Source organism: Massilia eburnea, assembly GCF_009720745.1.
Classification (GTDB): domain Bacteria; phylum Pseudomonadota; class Gammaproteobacteria; order Burkholderiales; family Burkholderiaceae_D; genus Rugamonas; species Rugamonas eburnea.
Genome location: NZ_WNKX01000004.1, coordinates 166,731 through 182,563 on the forward strand (window position 1 = coordinate 166,731; position 15,833 = coordinate 182,563).

At 64.9% G+C, this 15,833-nt stretch carries 13 protein-coding genes; 11 read left to right on the forward strand and 2 right to left on the reverse strand.

The annotated features are described in order from the left end of the window. Together GM658_RS06895 and GM658_RS06900 are read left to right on the forward strand one after the other, a co-directional pair. Positions 1-6,117: a hybrid sensor histidine kinase/response regulator gene (locus GM658_RS06895; protein WP_229416793.1), complete on the forward strand. Its 6,117-nt coding sequence runs from the start codon at positions 1-3 to the stop codon at positions 6,115-6,117. A gap of 59 nt (positions 6,118-6,176) precedes the next feature. Beyond that, on the forward strand, positions 6,177-6,740 hold the full coding sequence (locus GM658_RS06900; protein ID WP_155453276.1) for a YdcF family protein: 564 nt from the start codon (positions 6,177-6,179) through the stop codon (positions 6,738-6,740). Here GM658_RS06900 and GM658_RS06905 read toward each other — a convergent pair. Beyond that, complete coding sequence (locus GM658_RS06905) at positions 6,719-8,101, reverse strand: cryptochrome/photolyase family protein (RefSeq protein WP_155453277.1); 1,383 nt, start codon at positions 8,099-8,101, stop codon at positions 6,719-6,721. The genes GM658_RS06900 and GM658_RS06905 overlap by 22 nt on opposite strands. A gap of 184 nt (positions 8,102-8,285) precedes the next feature. Between GM658_RS06905 and GM658_RS06910 the strand changes: the two genes are divergently transcribed. From GM658_RS06910 to GM658_RS06940, 7 genes are read left to right on the forward strand one after another with little or no spacing between them, the layout of a single operon-like run. Next, positions 8,286-8,861 (forward strand): YqgE/AlgH family protein, encoded by a 576-nt coding sequence (locus GM658_RS06910; protein ID WP_229416794.1) that lies wholly within the window; start codon positions 8,286-8,288, stop codon positions 8,859-8,861. After that, the gene (ruvX, locus tag GM658_RS06915) at positions 8,854-9,252 is read left to right on the forward strand and encodes a Holliday junction resolvase RuvX (RefSeq protein ID WP_155453279.1); all 399 of its coding nucleotides are present in this window, start codon (positions 8,854-8,856) and stop codon (positions 9,250-9,252) included. The genes GM658_RS06910 and ruvX overlap by 8 nt, the downstream gene beginning before the upstream one ends. Next, positions 9,239-9,760, forward strand: coding sequence for a bifunctional pyr operon transcriptional regulator/uracil phosphoribosyltransferase PyrR (pyrR, locus tag GM658_RS06920; RefSeq protein WP_155453280.1), 522 nt, complete (start codon positions 9,239-9,241; stop codon positions 9,758-9,760). The genes ruvX and pyrR overlap by 14 nt, the downstream gene beginning before the upstream one ends. Then, positions 9,753-10,718, forward strand: a complete 966-nt coding sequence (locus GM658_RS06925; RefSeq protein WP_155453281.1) for an aspartate carbamoyltransferase catalytic subunit — start codon at positions 9,753-9,755, stop codon at positions 10,716-10,718. Before pyrR ends, GM658_RS06925 begins: the two co-directional genes overlap by 8 nt. Positions 10,719-10,720: 2 nt before the next feature. Next, positions 10,721-12,025: a dihydroorotase gene (locus GM658_RS06930; protein WP_155453282.1), complete on the forward strand. Its 1,305-nt coding sequence runs from the start codon at positions 10,721-10,723 to the stop codon at positions 12,023-12,025. After that, entirely contained in the window at positions 12,015-12,827 is an 813-nt protein-coding gene (locus GM658_RS06935; protein ID WP_229416795.1) for a lysophospholipid acyltransferase family protein, read from the forward strand. Before GM658_RS06930 ends, GM658_RS06935 begins: the two co-directional genes overlap by 11 nt. Beyond that, the gene (locus tag GM658_RS06940; protein ID WP_155453283.1) at positions 12,824-13,336 is read left to right on the forward strand and encodes a TPR end-of-group domain-containing protein; all 513 of its coding nucleotides are present in this window, start codon (positions 12,824-12,826) and stop codon (positions 13,334-13,336) included. The genes GM658_RS06935 and GM658_RS06940 overlap by 4 nt, the downstream gene beginning before the upstream one ends. Here GM658_RS06940 and GM658_RS06945 read toward each other — a convergent pair. Further along, positions 13,333-14,178 carry a symmetrical bis(5'-nucleosyl)-tetraphosphatase gene (locus GM658_RS06945; protein ID WP_155453284.1) on the reverse strand — a complete coding sequence of 282 codons (846 nt, stop codon included), beginning with the start codon at positions 14,176-14,178 and terminating at the stop codon, positions 13,333-13,335. The genes GM658_RS06940 and GM658_RS06945 overlap by 4 nt on opposite strands. A gap of 187 nt (positions 14,179-14,365) precedes the next feature. Here GM658_RS06945 and GM658_RS06950 point away from each other — a divergent pair, with 187 nt between their 5' ends. Next, positions 14,366-15,463 carry an MraY family glycosyltransferase gene (locus GM658_RS06950; RefSeq protein ID WP_155453285.1) on the forward strand — a complete coding sequence of 366 codons (1,098 nt, stop codon included), beginning with the start codon at positions 14,366-14,368 and terminating at the stop codon, positions 15,461-15,463. A gap of 48 nt (positions 15,464-15,511) precedes the next feature. Then, positions 15,512-15,826, forward strand: coding sequence for an H-NS histone family protein (locus GM658_RS06955; protein WP_155453286.1), 315 nt, complete (start codon positions 15,512-15,514; stop codon positions 15,824-15,826). Positions 15,827-15,833: the final 7 nt, after the last annotated feature.

Below are 15,833 nucleotides of genomic sequence, written 5' to 3' on the forward strand. Positions count from 1 at the left end.
ATGAGCAAACCTGATCTTTCGTTCACCGCTTTGCCGCAATACGACACCGGACCGCTGTCCTGGGTCATGGGGGAGATCCGCGAAGCGCTAGCCCGTTCCCGCACCGCGCTGTTTGAGGCCGGCGGGCGTGATCCGGAAGATCAGACCACGGCGCTGATGCACGCCAAGTCCCACCTGCACCAGGCGCACGGCGCCCTGCAGATGGTGGACGTGGACGGCGTCGCGCTGCTGACCCAGCTGGCGGAAGTGGTGCTGGACCGCATGCGCGACGGCACGCTCAAATGCACGCCGGACCACGTGCAGCTGCTGGCCAATATGTACCAGGCGCTGACCGAATTCCTGGAGGAGCTGCTGGCCGGTGCGCCATTCCAGCCGGTGCGCCTGTTCCCCTTCTTCCGCGATATCCAGGATTTGCTGGGCATCGACCGGGTGCACCCGGCCGACCTGTTCTTCCCGGACGTGTCGCACGTGCCGGAGCTGCCGGCGGCGTTGCCGGCGGCAGGCATGCCGGCTGGCGAACCCGATTACAAGGCTTTGCGCCAGCGCTTCGAACGCGCTTTGCTGCCGTACCTGAAGGCTGCCGATGCGGGCAGCCAGGCTATCCACGCCGCTGCATTGCAAGCGGCCATTACCGATGTGGCCGACCAGCAGCGCGAGTACAAGCCGCGCGTGTTCTGGCGCGCCATGCAGGCCTTCGCCGAACTGGTGGTGGGCGGCCAGCAGGAGAGCAACCGTTACGTCAAGCAGCTGTTCGGCCTGATCAACCTGCAGCTGCGCCGCCTGTCGGCCGGTTCGCCGGAACTGCCGGACAATGTGCTGCGCGAGGCGCTGTTCTTCGTCGCTTCGGCCGACCCGGAGACCTTGCCGCCGCTGGCACGCCAGCTGCGCGCCGGCTATGCGCTGGATGGCATGGTGCCGCATGATTTCGAATCCCGCCGCTACGGCAACATCGACGACGCTTCGCTGGCCGCTGCCAAGGACGGCATCGCCCACGCGCGTTCGGTGTGGCAGCGCCTGGAGCAGAACGAGAACACAGCGGAACTGAATAACGATTTCGAGCAGTCCCTGGCCAAGGTGGCCGAGTCCAGCGACAAGCTGGGACTGGGCGCGCTGGCTGCGCTGCTGCGCCAGCTGGCCGATTCGGCGCGCGCCACCGCCGGCTCCCGCCGCAGCGAGGCGCTGGGCCTGGAAATGGCGACCGCGCTGCTGTTCGCGGAGCACGGCATTGCCCAGATCCGCCACCTGCCTGACGATTTCAACGCCCACGCCGACACCATCGCGGCGCGCCTGAAGGCCCTGCAGGGCGGCGGCGCGGCGCCGGAACCGGCGCAATGGCAAGGCGGCCTGGCCCGCCAGCTGCACGAAGACGACACCGTGGTGGCGCTGGCGCAAGAGATGAAGAGCGGCCTGCGCCAGGTGGAGAAGGTGCTGGACGAGTACTACACCGATCCGGCCCAGCGCACCTCCCTGGGTGAGCTGGACAAGGTGCTGCACCAGCTGCACGGCGCCTGCGCCATCCTGGACCAGGACGACGCGATGAACGCCGCCGCCCACGTGCGCATTGAAATCGGCCGCCTGGCCACCGGCCAGTTCGACGAGGCGCACGAATCCAAAGCGCTGAGCGACATCGCACAGAACGTCGGCGCGCTGGGCTTCTTCGTCGACATGCTGGCCCAGAATCCGTCCGGCGCGCGCGAACGCTTTGCCTTCGATCCGGAGCAGGGCACCTTCCGCGCCGTGCCGTTCAAGAAGATTTCGGGTCCTGAATCGATCCCGGTGCTGGAGGAAGCGCTGCCGGAGCCGGAAGCGGCGCCGGAGCCGGTGCTGACCGCGCCCGTGCCTGAAGCCAGCGCCGCCGGCGACGAGCAGGTGGAAGCGGAACTGCTGGAGATCTTCATCGGCGAGGCGCAGGAAGTGCTGGCCTTCGTGCGTGAAACGCTGGCGCGTCCGCATGCCGAAATCTCGAACCTCGATACGCAGACCATGCTGCGCCGCTCCTTCCACACGCTGAAGGGCAGCAGCCGCATGGTGGGCCTGAACCGCTTCGGCGATGGCGCGCACGCGATCGAAAAGGTCATGAACCTGTTCCTGGCCGAGGAGCGCAAGCCGACGGAAGCCCTGTTCGGCCTGCTCAATTACGCGGCCGAGGAAATGTCGGCATGGGTCGACGAACTGGCCACTACCGGCAACTCGGCACGCCAGGAACAGCCTATCGTCGATGCCGCCACGTGCGTGCAAGAGGGCGGTCCCTTCGAACGCCCGGCAGCGGGTACGCAAGCAGCTGCACCAGTTGCCGCTGCCCCGGCAGCCGAAGCAGCTGCCGCACCAGTTGCCGAGCCGGAAGCCGAAACTGCCGCCGCCGATGCCGCCGAAGAAATCATCGCTGCCCCGCTGCCGCATGACGGCGAGCTCGTCCTCGAGGAGCTGAGCTTCGAGGAGCCGCCTGCCGAGCCGGCAATCGAGCCAACGCCCGTCGCTGACAGCCAGGCGCCTGCCGCCGACGCGCCATTCGACTTCGCCGCGCTCGATAGCGAACTGTCCCTGGCGCTGCCGGAAGCGGAAGCGCCGGCTGCGCTGGAACCCGCCCACAGCGAACTTGGCGCCGACCTGCCGGTTGCCGAATACGTGGAAGGCGAGCCCGCCGCCGACTTGCAACTGGAGGCTGCGGAAGACGCGGCGCCAGCGCGTCCGACCAATGTGATCGACTTCCCGACTGCCACCGCGCCAACACCGCCGGCGCCGCCAGCGGAAGACAATATGAAATTCGTGGGACGCCTGGCGATCCCGCTCCCGCTGTACAACATTTACATGGCGGAGACCGACGAACTGGTACGCCACATTTCGCGCGATTTCGGCGAATGGCGACATGAACAGCGTGCGGTCAATCCGGAAGCGCTGCAAGCCGTCCACACCCTGACCGGCACCTCCGGCACGGTAGGCTTCAAGCCGCTGCGCGAGCTGTCCTACGCACTGGAAACGACGCTGCAGCAGCTGCAGCCGCCGGCGCCGCACCTGGACGCCGCGCAGCACGACCTGTTCGACTTCTGCATCGAGCGCATCCGCCAGATGCTGCAAAGCTTCGCCACCGGTGACCTGCCGCCGGAGCAGCCGGAACTGATCGAAGCGCTGCACAAGCTGCGCGACAACCTGGCGCACCCGCCGGAAGTTGGCCAGGCGCTGGACGAGCGCCTGGACAGCATCGTCGGCGCACCCTCCAGCGGCCAGCTGGAAGAGCGCCTCGACCACCTGTTCACCGACACCTATCACAGCCTGGTAGCCGAACCGCCGCCGGAGCCAGAGCGCGCAGCCAAGCCTGAGAAGCCGCTCGTCACGCAAGACGAAAACATCGACAACCTGTTCGATTCCGCTTTCGACGATGCGTTCGACGCGCCAGAGCTGACGCAGGCCGCACCGGCCGCCGAGCCGTTGCACCTGGTTTCGTCCGCCGAAGCTGCCGCGCCAGCCGTGGAAGAACCCGCAGCGCAGGCAGCGGAAACGCCTGCGCCCGCCGCCGCTGCAGAAGCGGCGGTTCAAGCTGCAGCGGTCGCCGCAGAATCCGAAGCAGAAGTCGCAGCACTGCTGGCAGAAGCCGACGCCGCGACCGCCGAAGCAGCCATCGAAGTGGACGCCATCGACGCCACCGCCCTGTCGGCCGGCGAGGCGGTCGAAGAAGACGCGGTCGACCTGGACCACGCCAAGCCGGGCGAAGTGCAGGTAGTGGAACTGGAAGAAGGCCAGCACCTGCTGGGCGCCAGCGCCACCGACATCCACGACGAGCTTGACCCGGACCTGCTGCCGGTATTCCTGGAAGAGGGCACCGACCTGCTGCCGCAGATCGGCGAATCGCTGCGCGCCTGGCACGCCAATCCAGCCGATTTCAGCCACGCCCACAGCCTGCAGCGCGTGCTGCACACCGTGAAGGGCAGCGCACGCATGGCCGGCGCGATGCGCCTGGGCCAGCACGCGCACGAAATCGAGACGCACATTGAAAACATGGTGCACGCAGGCAGTGCCTCCCAGCACTCGTTCGACGAGCTGATGGCGCACTATGACCACGCGCTGCTGCTGTTCGAGCAGCTGCAGAATCCGGAAGCCTATGCCGCCGCGATGGCCGCCGCGCAAGCTGCCGCCGCCGCTGCCGCCTCCCCGGCTGGCGAATCTGCCGCTGCAGCGCCTGCCGCCGATGGCGCCGCGCCTTCGCTCAGCACCCTGGCTGCGCGCCTGGCCTCGGTGCACGCGCCAATGGCCCGTGCCGAGGAACCCGACGCCGCCGCCAAGGCCTCGCCGCTGGTGCGTGTGCGCGCCGACATCTTGGACCGCCTGGTGAACCAGGCCGGTGAAGTGTCGATCACCCGTTCGCGCCTGGAAAACGAAGTTGGATCGCTGCGTACCTCGCTGTCCGACTTCCAGGAAAACTTGAACCGCCTGCGGCGCCAGCTGCGCGAAGTCGAAATGCAGGCGGAATCGCAGATCGCCTCGCGTATGTCGATTGCCGGCGAACGCGAATTCGACCCGCTGGAGTTCGACCGCTTTACGCGCCTGCAGGAACTGACCCGCATGATGGCCGAGTCGGTGAACGACGTGGCCTCCTTCCACGAAGGCTTGTTCCGTTCCATCGACAGCGCCTCCGGCGACTTGAACCAGCAAGCGCGTATGACGCGCGACCTGCAGCGCGACCTGATGCGCGTGCGCATGGTGCCGTTCAACAGCGTCTCCGAGCGTCTGTTCCGCGTGGCGCGCCAGGGCGCGAAAGAAACCGACAAGCGCGTCAACCTCGACATCCGCGGCGGCGGCGTTGAAATGGACCGTAGCGTTCTGGAACGCATGGCCGCGCCGTTCGAGCACCTGCTGCGTAACTCCATCGTGCACGGCATCGAGTCGCGCGAGCGCCGCGTTGAGCACGGCAAGGGCGAGACCGGCGAACTGCTGGTGCAGGTCAGCCAGCAGGGTAACGAAGTGGTGCTGGAGTTCAGCGACGACGGCGCCGGCCTGGACCTGCAACGCATCCGCGCCAAGGCGCGCAGCGTCGGCTTGCTGGCGGAAGACCAGGAAGTCAGCGATGCCGAGGCATCCAACCTGATCTTCCAGCCGGGCTTCTCCACCGCTGATGCGCTGACCGAACTGGCCGGCCGCGGCGTGGGCATGGACATTGTGCTGTCCGAGGCGCAAGCCCTGGGCGGCCGCGTGGAAACCTTCACCGAAGCCGGCAAGGGCACCCGCTTTACCATCCGCCTGCCGCTGACGCTGGCTGTGACCCAGGTGGTGCTGATCTCCGCCGGTGGCCGCACCTATGCCGTGCCGGCGCTGATGGTGGAACAGGTCCTGCAGATGAAAGAAGGTGCGCTGGCCGATGCCACCGCCAAGGGCGCCGTGGTGCACCATGGCCAGCACGTCCCGCTGCGCTACCTGGCGACCCTGCTGGGCGACAGCGAAGCGCGCCCGCTGCTGCAGCGTTCCTCGCCCGTGATGATGCTGCGTAACGGCGCTGACCGCGTGGCGCTGCACGTCGACGAGATCCTCGGCAACCGCGAGGTGGTTATCAAGAACATTGGCCCGCAGCTGTCGCGCATGGCCGGCATTGCCGGCGCAACCGTGCTGGGTTCGGGCGAGATCGTCCTGATCCTCAATCCGGTGGCGCTGCAGCTGCATGTGGCGCAGCATCCGGAACTGGCGCCGCGCACGGCGGCCACTCCGGCGCCGGCGCCGGCTGGCGGCGTGGTCGAACCGATCGCACCGACGCGCGCCCATGGCGTGGTCATGGTGGTGGACGATTCGCTCACCGTGCGCAAGGTGACCCAGCGCCTGCTGGAGCGCGAAGGCTACACCGTCATGCTGGCCAAGGACGGCGTGGATGCGCTGGAGCAGATGCAGGACCGCCTGCCGGAACTGATGCTGGTCGACATCGAGATGCCGCGCATGGACGGCTTCGACTTGACCCGCAACGTACGCGGCGACGAACGCACCAAAGAGATCCCGATCATCATGATCACCTCGCGTTCGGCGGACAAGCACCGCAACTACGCGCTGCAGCTGGGCGTGAACGCCTACTTCGGTAAGCCGTTCCAGGAAGACATCCTCTTGGGCGCTATCGCAGGGCTGCTGCCGCAAAGCCGCTGAGGTTTGCGATGCCAGACACAAAGGCAGGCGTTCGCGCCTGCCTTTTTTATGTTCTCCCTATGCGCGCGTTCAAATTCCTTGCATTGATTGTTGCCGGCTTGTTCCTGGCTTGCGCGGGCCTGCTCGCTGCCGCCGGATGCGCCGACAAACTGGTGCCGGCGGATCTGATCGTTGTGCCGGGAAACACCGTGGCGCCGGACGGTACGCCCAGCCCAAGGCTGCGGGCGCGGCTCGACGTCGCGCTGAAGGTCTATCGCGACTTTGGCGCCCGACGCATTTTTGTCAGCGGCGGCATCGGCAAGGAGGGCTTTGACGAAGCGGTGGTCATGGCCGACTACCTGAAGGCGAACGGCGTTCCCGCGGCAGTCATCGTCGTTGACAGCCGGGGCCTCGATACGCAGGCCACGGCCCGCAACGCGGCAGCCTATATGCGCGCGAATGGGCTGCGTTCCGCCCTGGTGGCGACACAATACTTCCACGTGCCGCGCACCCGGTTCGCGCTCGAGCGCGCAGGCGTGCATGTGGCGGGCCATGCCCACGCACGATTTGTGGAGATGCGCGACCTGTACTCGATTGCGAGGGAAGTCGTCGGTTTGATTTCCTACTTCTTCACGACTTCGTAGCGCTCGAGCGTGCGCTTGCGCGCTTGATCGTGATCGACGATTGGATCGCGCGGTAGGTGTATTTCCTTCGGCGACAGGCCCGCCAACTGCGGCAGGTAGCGCTTGATGAACTTCCCCTCCGGGTCGAACTTCTGTGACTGCGTCACCGGATTGAAGATCCGGAAGTAAGGCTGTGCGTCGCAGCCTGAAGACGATGCCCACTGCCAGCCGCCATTGTTGGACGACAGCTCGAAATCATTGAGGTGCAGCGCGAAATAAGCTTCGCCGCGGCGCCAGTCGATGCCGAGGTCCTTGCACAGGAAGGAGGCCACGACCATGCGCAGGCGGTTGTGCATATATCCGGTGCGGTTCAGCTGCAGCATGGCCGCATCCACCAGCGGATAACCGGTACGGCCTTCGCACCAGGCGGCAAACAGCTCATCGGCCTCCGCACCGGATTCCCATTCGATCCGGTCGTAAGCGGGCTTGAAGGCGCTGTCCACCACATGCGGATGGTGGTACAGGATCTGCATGTAGAACTCGCGCCAGATCAGCTCCGACAGCCAAACCGCGCCGCCTTCGCCGGCCGCGCCGCGCGCCGACATGGTCATCACGGTGCGCACCAGGTGGCGGATCGACACCGTGCCGAAGCGCAAGTGCATCGACAGGTAGGACGGCCCTTTCAGCGCAGGGTAGTCGCGCGCCACGCCATAGTCGGCGATGCGGCCCAGGAAGTCCTCGAATAGCGCCGGGCCATTGCCGATGCCGAGTTCGCGCAGCCTGGTGCGTTCAAAGCCCAGCGCCTCGAGCGCGGGCAGCGTGCTGCGCCCTGGCGCGAAGCGGCCGCGCTGGTGCGCGCTTCCTGGCTCCACCGTCCACGGCGACAGCACCGAAGGTTCTGCCTCCAGCTTGCGCAGCCAGGCGTTCTTGTACGGCGTGAAGACCGAGAACGGCTGGCCGCCCTGCGTCAGGACTTGGTCGCGCTCGAATATGACCTGGTCCTTGAAGGTGTGCAGCTGCCGGCCTGCCGCACGCAAGGCCGCGCCGACCGCCGCGTCGCGGGCGATGGCCGCGGGCTCGTAGTCATGGTTGGCGAACACCGCTTCAACGCCGAGTTCAGCGGCGAGCTCGGGAATTGCCTTCTCGGCAATGTTATGCAGAACGATCAAGTGCCCGCCGGCTGCCTCGAGCTCAGCCGCAAGACTTGTCAGGCTGTCATGAATGAACTCGACGCGCCGGTCCGCGCTGGGCAGGGCATCCAGGATGGCGCGGTCGAAAATAAAGGCACAGTACACTGTCTCGGCAGAGGCAAGGGCGTGGTGCAAGGCGGCGTGGTCGAAGAGCCTTAGGTCACGGCGCAACCAGACGAGGGCGTTTTTCATGGCTGGATCAGCAATTCATAGTAAACTGTGGGTATATCCGACAGTTGCAGCGCGGATATTACAGTAAAGAACTCTTAACATCCCTGCATTGAGGGCAATCATGAAAAAAGTCAAATTGACCAGAAGCATGCCTGTGCCGGGATTGTTACCGGAAACTAGTGAACTGAAGGAGCTAAAGGCGCCTATGACTGCCCCTGCGCTCAACCTGGCAAATCATTTTCTGATTGCCATGCCATCCATGCAAGACCCGATTTTCGGCGGTACGGTCGTGTATGTATGCGAACACAACGAGAACGGCGTGCTGGGCGTCGTGATCAACAAACCGACCGACATGACCATGGAAGTGCTGTTCGACCGGATCGATATCGAAGTATCGTCCGCCGCCGACCGCCACATGGAGTCGGAACCGATCATGTTCGGCGGCCCGGTGCAGGATGACCGCGGCTTCGTGCTGCACACGCCGGGCGCGCACTATTCGTCTTCGCTGACGGTGACCAACGACGTGGCCTTCACCACCTCGATCGACGTGCTGGAAGCGGTGGCCCGCGGCCAGGGGCCGGAACGCATGATGGTGTCGATCGGCTACGCGGGCTGGAGTCCCGGCCAGCTGGAAGACGAACTGGCACGCAATGGCTGGCTGACCGTGGCCGCCGATCCGCGCATCGTGTTCGATGTGCCGATCGAAGACCGCTACCAGGCCGCCATCAAGCTGCTGGGCTTCGACCCCCTGATGCTTAACTCTGAAGCGGGTCATGCATAGTCCGGAAACTGTTTTAGGCTTCGACTTCGGCATCAAACGCGTTGGTGTCGCAATGGGAAACACGATGATCGGCCAGGCCACCCCCCTGGCCGTCATTCAATCCACAGTCAACGATGCACGCTTCGCCGAGATCAAGGCCCTGATCGACAAATGGGGGCCGACGAAACTGGTGGTGGGCCTGCCTTTCCATCCGGACGGGGCAGAGCACGACATGACGGCGCGCTGCCGCAAGTTCGCCAACCAGTTGAACGGCCGATTCAATCTTCCCGTGGTGATGGTCGACGAGCGCTACTCGTCGGCGATGATTCCCGCCAAACGCGGCGAACTCATTGACGACCGCGCCGCCGCCATCATCCTCCAACAATACTTTGACGAATATGTCCCACATTGATCCCCAACAGCTGGATGCCGAAGCGCTGTATGCCAGCCTGCTCGAGCAGGTCAAGGCCGGCATCGCCGGCGCCAACGACCCCGCCATCGTCGGCATTCACTCCGGCGGCGCCTGGATCGCCGAGCGCCTGGCCAAGGACCTGAACCTCAGCGCGCGCCTGGGCGTACTGGACGTGTCTTTCTACCGCGACGATTACGCGAAGAAAGGCCTGCCGCACGAAGTGAAGCCGACCCATATCGGCTTCGACGTGAACGGCGCCACCATCGTGCTGGTGGACGACGTGCTCTATACCGGCCGCACAACGCGCGCCGCCATCAACGAACTGTTCGACTACGGCCGCCCGGCGCGCATCATGCTCGCCTCGCTGGTGGACCGCGGCGAACGCCAATTGCCGGTAGCTGCCGATTTCGTGGCGGCCCACACCCGCTGCGCGCAAGGCCAGGCCCTGCGCCTGCAGCAGGCCGGCGACGGAAAGTTTTCCCTGACTATTGAACAGAACCATGCTTAATCCGCAACTCAACAAACACGGCGAGCTTCAGCACCTGCTGACGACCGAGGGCCTGCCCAAGGCCATCATCAACCAGATCCTCGATACCGCCTCCTCGTTCGTGTCCGTGTCGGACCGCGAAGTGAAGAAGGTCCCGCTGATGCGCGGCAAGAGCGTGTTCAACCTGTTCTTCGAGAATTCCACCCGTACCCGCACCACCTTCGAGATCGCGGCCAAGCGCCTGTCGGCCGACGTGATCAACCTGAATATCGCGGCGTCTTCCGCCAGCAAGGGCGAATCACTGCTCGACACCATCGACAACCTGTCGGCCATGCACGCCGATATGTTCGTAGTGCGCCACTCGCAATCGGGCGCGCCCTACCTGATCGCCAAGCACCTGCACGACACGAAGCAGAACCACGTGCACGTGGTGAATGCGGGCGACGGCCGCCATGCGCACCCGACGCAGGGCCTGCTGGACATGTACACCATCCGCCACTACAAGAAGGATTTCACCAACCTGCGCGTGGCAATCGTGGGCGACATCCTGCACAGCCGCGTGGCCCGTTCCGACATCCACGCCCTGACTACGCTGGGCGTGCCGGAAATCCGCGCCATCGGCCCGCACACCCTGCTGCCGGGCGGCCTGGAGCAGCTGGGCGTGCGCACCTTCACCAATATGGATGAAGGCCTGAAGGACGTCGACGTGATCATCATGCTGCGCCTGCAGAACGAGCGCATGAGCGGCGCGCTGCTGCCGTCCGCCGGCGAGTACTTCCGCGCCTACGGCCTGACACCGGAGCGCCTGGCGCTGGCCAAGCCGGACGCCATCGTGATGCACCCGGGCCCGATGAACCGCGGCGTGGAGATCGATTCCGCCGTGGCCGACGGCCCGCAGGCGGTGATCCTGTCGCAGGTCACCTTCGGTATCGCAGTCCGCATGGCGGTGATGAGCATCCTGGCAGGCACGCAAGCATAAACATGAACGTACTTATCCAAAACGGCCGACTGATCGATCCGGCCAACAAGATCGATTCCAAACAAGACCTGTACATCGTGGACGGCAAGGTTGCCGCCATCGGCAGCGCACCGGCCGGCTTCAAGGCCGAGCGCACCATCGACGCCGCCGGCAAGGTGGTGGCGCCGGGCCTGGTGGACCTGTCGGCGCGCCTGCGCGAGCCGGGCTTTGAATACAAGGCCACGCTGAAATCGGAAATGCAGGCGGCAGTGCAGGGCGGCGTGACCTCCCTGGTCTGTCCGCCCGACACCGACCCCGTACTCGACGAGCCGGGCCTGGTCGAAATGCTGAAGCACCGCGCCAATGCGCTGAACCAGGCCCACGTGCATCCGCTGGGCGCACTGACCCACGGCCTGAAAGGCGAAGCGCTGACCGAACTGGTGGAACTGACCGGCGCCGGCTGCATCGGCTTCTCGCAAGCCGAAACGCCGATCAAGGACACCACCGTACTGCAGCGCTGCATGCAGTATGCCGCCACCTTCGGCTTCACCATCTGGCTGCGTCCGCAGGATGCCTGGATCGGCCGCGGCGGCGTGGCCAATAGCGGCCCCCTGGCGTCGCGCCTGGGCCTGTCGGGCGTGCCGGTGATGGCCGAGACCATTGCCCTGCACACCATCTTCGAGCTGATGCGCTCGACCGGCGCCAAGGTCCACCTGTGCCGCATGTCGTCCGCCGCCGGCCTGGAACTGGTGCGCGCCGCCAAGGCCGAAGGCCTGCCGATCACTTGCGACGTGGGCGCGCACCACGTGCACCTGACCGATACCGACATCAATTTCTTCGATTCCAACGCGCGCATCGACCCGCCGTTGCGCACCCAGCGCGACCGCGAAGCGATCCGCGCGGGCCTGCTGGACGGCACCATCGACGCCATGTGCTCCGACCACACGCCGTGCGACGACGATGAAAAGCTGCTGCCGTTCGGCGAAGCCTCGCCTGGCGCCACCGGCCTGGAATTGCTGCTGTCGCTGGCCGTCAAATGGGCCGACGACTATGCCGGCGCGCATGGCCAGGATGACGCACTGTCCCGTGCACTGGCACGCGTCACCAGCGAAGCCGCGCGCGTGGCCGGCCTGGCGCAAGCCGGCCAGCTGGGCGTGGGCAGCGTGGCCGACGTAGTGGTGTTCGATCCGGCGGCGCGCTGGACCGTCACCGGCAGCGCGCTCGCGAGCCAGGGCAAGCACACGCCATTCCTCGGCTATGAGCTGGCAGGCCAGGTGCAGGCGACCATCGTCGCCGGCAAAGTGGCCTACGAACGCAATGGACGCTAAGCAGCCGGCCGAACAGCCCGCCAAGCGCAACCTGGACTGGCGCCTGATGCTGCGCATCGGGCGCATGGTGCTTCACTTGCTGGCCGGGATGGCCACCTGCGCCATTGTGTTCCCCTTTATCGGGACGGAAAGGCGCAACGGCCATATCCGCCGCTGGTCGCGCCAGCTGCTGGCGATCTGCAATGTCGCCGTGCAGGTGGCGCCGGGCAGTGCTGCGGCGCTCGAGCATGGCATGGTGGTCTGCAACCACATTTCGTGGCTGGACATCTTCGTCATCAATGCGCTGTACCCGTGCCGCTTCGTGGCCAAGGCGGAAATCCGCGCCTGGCCGCTGGCAGGCTGGCTGGTGGCGCAGGCGGGCACCGTGTTCATCGCGCGCGGCAACAAGCGCGAATTGCGCAACATCTTCAAGGGCCTGGTGCAGGTGCTGCAGGAGGGCCAGCGCGTGGCCTTCTTCCCGGAAGGAACCACCGCCGCGCAGGGCACGCTGCTGCCTTTCCACGCCAACCTGTTCGAGGCGGCGGTCGACGGCAAGGTCATGGTGCAGCCGTTCGCGCTGTCCTATGTCGACGCGGCGGGCCAGCCGCATCCATCGGTGGACTTCATCGGCGACATGACTTTCGCGCAAAGCGTGGTTAATATCCTCGATGGCAAGCCGGTACGCGCGCACCTGGCCTTGCTGGAGGCGATACCGGGCGAGGGCGCCCATCGCCGCGACTTGGCCGAAGCCGCCCACCGGGCGATCGGCAAGGCACTGGACATTGTGCCGGAGGCGGAAACTTTACAGGAGCAATCAGCATGAGCAGGATCAGTGTGCTGGCAGCCTGCCTGCTGTTGGCAGCCTGCGGCGGCGATACCTTTGCCAATTCCAAAACCCTGCGCACGCAGGCCACGGAAAGCCTGGCGCAGAAAAACTTCGGCATCGCAGCGGACAAGGCGTATGCGGCGACGCTGAAGGCGCCGAAGGAAGCGGAGTCTTATTTCCTGCTGGCGCAGGCGCAGGCGCAATTGGGCCGCAAGAACGCCGCCATGGCTTCGCTGGAAAACGCCATCGTGAACGGTTTCACCGACGAAGAGGCGATCAAGGGCAGCCCCAACCTGGAGCCGCTGCGCAAGTCGGAGGCTTACAAGGAATTGATGGCGGCAACCTTCGCGCCGGCTGCGGCTGCGCCGGCTGCGGCTGCGCCGGCTGAAGGGGGCGCGCCCGCTGCGGCGGAAGGCGCCGGCGACGCGGCCAAGGCCGAGGGCCAGGCCGCCAACCCGGCACAGGCGCAGGCCGCGGCGCCGGCCGAGGCTCCACAGAAGCATTAAACGCTCCGGTACTCCGGGCAATCCACCTGCAGCAGGCTGCGGTCGTCAAGGCAGACGGCCGACAGCTTGCCGCCCCAGACGCAGCCGCTATCGAGCGCAATCAGGCGCGGCATGATGCGCAGTCCCAGGGCCGACCAGTGGCCGAAGACTACGGTGATGTCGCTGGTGCGGCGCCCCGGCACGTCGAACCAGGGCATCAGGCCGGTCGACGGATCGGCGTGCGCCGATTCCTTCATCTTGAAATCCATGACTCCTTCGGCGCTGCAGAAGCGCATGCGCGTCAGCGCGTTGACGATGCAGCGCAGGCGGGCGGCGCCGGTCAGGGCGTCGTCCCAGCGGTCCGGCTGGTTGCCGTACATCTCGCGCAGGAAGCCAACCCAGTCATCGCCGCGCAGCGCATGCTCCACTTCAGCAGCGAGCGCCAGCGCTTGCTGCGCGGTCCATTGCGGCAGCACGCCGCCATGCACCAGCAGGTGCTCGCCGCGCATGATGGCCATGGGGCGCAGCCGCAGCCAATGCAGCAGGGCGTCGCGGTCGGCCGCCGCCAGGATATGTTCGATGGTGTCGGAACTTGATTCGGGACGGATGCCGTTGGCCACCGCCAGCAGGTGTAGGTCGTGGTTGCCCAGCACAGCGTCGATCCGGCCGTCGCTGCCCTGGCTCAAGGCCTGCACATAGCGCAGCGTGGACAGGGAATCGGGGCCGCGATTGATCAGGTCGCCGCAAAACAGGATGGCCGGCGGCTCACGGCCGGCCGCATGCTCGGTTTCCAGGATGTTTTCGACCAGGGTGACAGTTTCGCCATGGCAACCCTGCAGGTCGCCCACTACATAAGTTTTCATAGCGAACAGGATAACCCATGCCACTGGGGCGTGGCATCCGCCAGCGAAGTATCAATTGGTAAGTAAACGCGCCGCGGGCAGCGCCCTCGGCTAAAATTCGCGTCTGCCGGGGTGAATCCGGTACAATCGCCGCTTAGCGCGTTGGCAAGCTTTCTTCCGCGCAGCGATACTATACTGATAAGAACGAATGTTTTCATTCCTCGTGAGCTTTTTTGCTTCCGCACTGCTGACCCTGTGGGTCATCAAGGAAGTGCGGCTGCATGGCCCCGCGCTGGACACCGATTTCGATGGCGTGCAAAAAGTGCACTCCCATCACGTCGCCCGTATCGGCGGCTTGTCGATTTTCCTGGCTGTCGCGCTGAGCGCCTGTATTTCCGTCTGGCGCGTGCCGGTGATGACCAGCTGGATGCTGTCGCTGATGATGTGCGCGTTTTTCGCCTTTGCCGGCGGCATCGTGGAAGACTATACCGGCAAGGTCAGCGCGCGGCGGCGGCTGCTGCTGACCATGTTTGCCGCCTTGCTTGGCTATTTCCTGCTGGACGCCCGCATCGATCGCATTGACTGGGGCGTTTCAGCCTTGCCCCTGCCTTATTTGTGGCTGACCTTGCCGCTCACCGTACTGGCCGTGGCCGGCATCGCCAACGCCATTAATATCATCGACGGCTTTAATGGCCTGGCCAGCGTGGTGACTATTTGCATGTTGCTGTCGCTGGGTTATGTCGCTTTGCAGGTCAACGATACTTTCGTCCTGGTGACGGCATTGATTGTGGCGGGGGCCACGGCCGGTTTCCTGATCTGGAATTATCCGGTCGGACTGATATTCCTGGGCGATGGCGGCGCCTATTTTATTGGCTTTATGCTGGGGGAATTGGCCCTGCTGCTGGTAATGCGCAATCCTCAGGTTTCTACCTGGTACGCAGTATTGCTATTGATTTATCCCGCATTTGAAACCCTGTTCAGCGCTTATCGGCGCCTGTTCATCCGCGGCACTTCGCCTGCGATGCCGGACGGCATTCATTTGCACAGCCTGATTTTCCGCCGCGTGGTGCAATGGGCCGTCGGGGCCAGGGATGCGCGGGCTCTGGTGCGCCGCAATTCACTGACTTCGCCTTACCTGTGGATGTTTTCGCTGATGGCCGTGATTCCCGCCACGGTATTCTGGCGCTATTCATGGGTGCTGATGCTGTTTTGCCTCTTATTTATTGCTAGTTATGTCTGGCTTTATGTGCGCATTGTGCGATTTAAAGCACCACGCTGGATGATTCGCCATAAGAAAATCCGATAAGGTACTCGTGTATACTTCAGTGACCGAAATTCAATAGAGGATAGGAAGATGGACCTGTCGAAATTGTCGTCCCCTGAATTACGCAACCTGCAAGAGCAGATTAAGCGTGAGTTAAAACAGCGCGAAGGCATGGATAAGCAAAAGGCGCGCGAACAGATTTTCGCCATCGCCCAGCAATCCGGCGTGCCGCTGAAAGAATTGCTGGCCGGCTTCCCGGGCAGCCGCAACAAGGGCGGGAAGGTCGAGGCGCGCTATCGCAATCCGGGCAATGCCAACGAACAGTGGACTGGCCGCGGCCGCCAGCCGAAGTGGGTGCGCGACTGGGTCGACAGCGGAAAGTCGATCGACGGACTGCGCATCTGAACTCATT

Excerpts from the sequence above, each read along its gene's own strand:
- GM658_RS06895 (WP_229416793.1), top strand. The coding sequence starts at position 1 with ATGAGCAAACCTGATCTTTCGTTCACCGCTTTGCCGCAATACGACACC.
- GM658_RS06900 (WP_155453276.1), top strand. The coding sequence starts at position 6,177 with ATGCGCGCGTTCAAATTCCTTGCATTGATTGTTGCCGGCTTGTTCCTG.
- GM658_RS06905 (WP_155453277.1), bottom strand. The coding sequence starts at position 8,101 with ATGAAAAACGCCCTCGTCTGGTTGCGCCGTGACCTAAGGCTCTTCGAC.
- GM658_RS06910 (WP_229416794.1), top strand. The coding sequence starts at position 8,286 with ATGACTGCCCCTGCGCTCAACCTGGCAAATCATTTTCTGATTGCCATG.
- ruvX (WP_155453279.1), top strand. The coding sequence starts at position 8,854 with ATGCATAGTCCGGAAACTGTTTTAGGCTTCGACTTCGGCATCAAACGC.
- pyrR (WP_155453280.1), top strand. The coding sequence starts at position 9,239 with ATGTCCCACATTGATCCCCAACAGCTGGATGCCGAAGCGCTGTATGCC.
- GM658_RS06925 (WP_155453281.1), top strand. The coding sequence starts at position 9,753 with ATGCTTAATCCGCAACTCAACAAACACGGCGAGCTTCAGCACCTGCTG.
- GM658_RS06930 (WP_155453282.1), top strand. The coding sequence starts at position 10,721 with ATGAACGTACTTATCCAAAACGGCCGACTGATCGATCCGGCCAACAAG.
- GM658_RS06935 (WP_229416795.1), top strand. The coding sequence starts at position 12,015 with ATGGACGCTAAGCAGCCGGCCGAACAGCCCGCCAAGCGCAACCTGGAC.
- GM658_RS06940 (WP_155453283.1), top strand. The coding sequence starts at position 12,824 with ATGAGCAGGATCAGTGTGCTGGCAGCCTGCCTGCTGTTGGCAGCCTGC.
- GM658_RS06945 (WP_155453284.1), bottom strand. The coding sequence starts at position 14,178 with ATGAAAACTTATGTAGTGGGCGACCTGCAGGGTTGCCATGGCGAAACT.
- GM658_RS06950 (WP_155453285.1), top strand. The coding sequence starts at position 14,366 with ATGTTTTCATTCCTCGTGAGCTTTTTTGCTTCCGCACTGCTGACCCTG.
- GM658_RS06955 (WP_155453286.1), top strand. The coding sequence starts at position 15,512 with ATGGACCTGTCGAAATTGTCGTCCCCTGAATTACGCAACCTGCAAGAG.